The following is a 2,044-nucleotide window of genomic DNA, read 5'->3' as shown; positions in this document are numbered from 1 at the left end:
ATCCGACGAAAAAGAAAGCGGTCAGGGTGGTCCGACGAATTCGCAAAAACCGTCATCGCCCAAATGCGATAGCCCTGGCCGGCAGAGGACATCCCCTTGCCATCGTCTGCCGCCTGTGCCATCTCACGCGCTCTCAGATTTCCCGAGGCGCGCTGACGCAGCCTTTTGTGCGCGAAGCTTTCTCGCGCCGGTTCAACACACTTTGGCGACGACAAGGAGCACGGCGATGGCACGGGCACTCGGGCTCGATTTCGGCACGACGAACACGGTTCTGGCCTTGGCGGACGGTGATGCAGCCACGCGGTCGATGACCTTCGAAAGCAGCGCCGGCGTCACAGACACGATGCGCACGGCGCTTTCCTTCATGAAGGATCCTGTCGTCGGCGCGCAGGCGCTGAAGGTCGAGGCCGGCCAGGCGGCGATCCGCCAGTTCATCGACAATCCGGGCGATTGCCGCTTCCTGCAGTCGATGAAGACCTTTGCGGCCAGCGCGCTCTTCCAGGGCACGCTGATCTTCGCCCGGCGGCACGCCTTCGATGACCTGATGGAGATCTTCCTGCGTCGCCTGAAGGCCTATGCCGGCGACGCATGGCCGGCGGGTCTCTCCCGGGTGATCGCCGGCCGCCCGGTGCAGTTCGCCGGCGCCAGTCCCGACCCGGCGCTCGCCCTCGAACGCTACAATGCGGCGCTGACGCGGCTCGGCTTTCCTGAAATCCACTATGTGTACGAGCCCGTGGCGGCCGCCTACTATTTCGCCCAGACGCTGGCGCGCGACGCAACCGTGCTCGTCGCCGACTTCGGCGGCGGAACGACCGACTATTCGCTCATCCGTTTCGAGCGGAAAGGCGGGCGGCTGAGCGCGACGCCGATCGGCCATTCGGGCGTCGGCATTGCGGGCGACCACTTCGATTCCCGCATGATCGACCATCTGGTGGCCCCGGACATCGGCAAGGGCACCTTCTTCAGGAGCTTCGACAAGCTGCTGGAGGTACCCTCCGGCTACTATGCCAACTTCGCCCGCTGGAACCAGCTCTCGATCTTCGGAACGAGCCGCGAGTTCAAGGACCTGAAGTCGCTCGTGCGGTCGGCGCTGGAGCCGGAGAAGCTCGAGCTCTTCATCGACCTCGTCGAGCACGACGAGGGCTACCCGCTCTACCAGGCGATCTCGGCGACCAAGATGGCGCTGTCGGCAGCCGACGAGGCGGAGTTCCGGTTTCCGCCGCTCGGGCCGGCGGGCCGCAAGATGGTGAAACGTGCCGATTTCGAAGCCTGGATCGCCCCGGACCTCGCCCGCATCGAAGGTGCGCTCGACGAGGTGCTGGACAGGACGAACACGGCGCCGGGCGAGATCGACAAGGTGTTCCTGACCGGCGGCACCTCCTTCGTGCCGGCCGTCCGGCGCATCTTCACCCGCCGTTTCGACGCGGGCCGGATCGAAAGCGGCGGCGAACTGCTCTCCATCGCCCACGGCCTCGCGCTGATCGGCGAAAGCGGGGACATAGCCCAGTGGGCGGCCTGACGGTTGAAAACGGGTGAGATTGCCCATTCCGCCCACCGCCGTGCTTCCCCGTCCGGATCCCGTCCGATAAGGTGGCGGCCATGAACGCCGCCAAAGACCTCCATCCCGCGCAACTCGCATCGCTGCTGCATTTCTATGCGGATGCCGGCGTGGAATGGCTGCTGGAGGAGGAGGCGATCGACCGCATCGCCGAAATGGACACCCTGCGCGCGGCGCAGGCGGGTGGCCGCCGGCAGGCGACGCCGCCGATCGAGCGCACCGAGGCGGCGGAAACCCCCGACCGCGCGGCGGCCCCGCGCAGCGCGCCGTCGCAGGCTCAGCCGCGCAGCACGCGCAGCACGGCGTCCGTGGCCCCGCCCGTCAGCATGCCGGACGGACAGGCCGTGTCGGACGCGGAATTCGCCGCCGCCTCGGCGCGGTCGCTCGAGGAGCTGAAGGCCGCCATGCAGGCCTTCAACGGCTGCAACCTCAAGAACAGCGCGCGCGGCCTCGTCTTCGCCGACGGCAACCCGAAGCCGGACGTCA

General features: G+C 67.4%; 1 protein-coding gene and 1 pseudogene. Both read left to right on the top strand.

From position 1 onward, the window contains the following. Nucleotides 1–226: 226 nt before the first annotated feature. A complete protein-coding gene (locus LXM94_RS23110) occupies nt 227–1,519 on the top strand; it encodes an Hsp70 family protein (RefSeq protein WP_235773829.1) in 1,293 nt (430 codons plus the stop codon). Nucleotides 1,520–1,599: 80 nt separating this feature from the next. After that, nucleotides 1,600–2,044 (top strand): annotated as a pseudogene (locus tag LXM94_RS23105) (uracil-DNA glycosylase); the annotation flags it as partial.

Origin of the sequence: Rhizobium alarense, assembly GCF_021555155.1 — a bacterium.
GTDB lineage: Bacteria > Pseudomonadota > Alphaproteobacteria > Rhizobiales > Rhizobiaceae > Rhizobium_D > Rhizobium_D alarense.
Note: the sequence above shows the minus strand (reverse complement) of the source record. Positions and strands in the feature narration are given on the sequence as shown.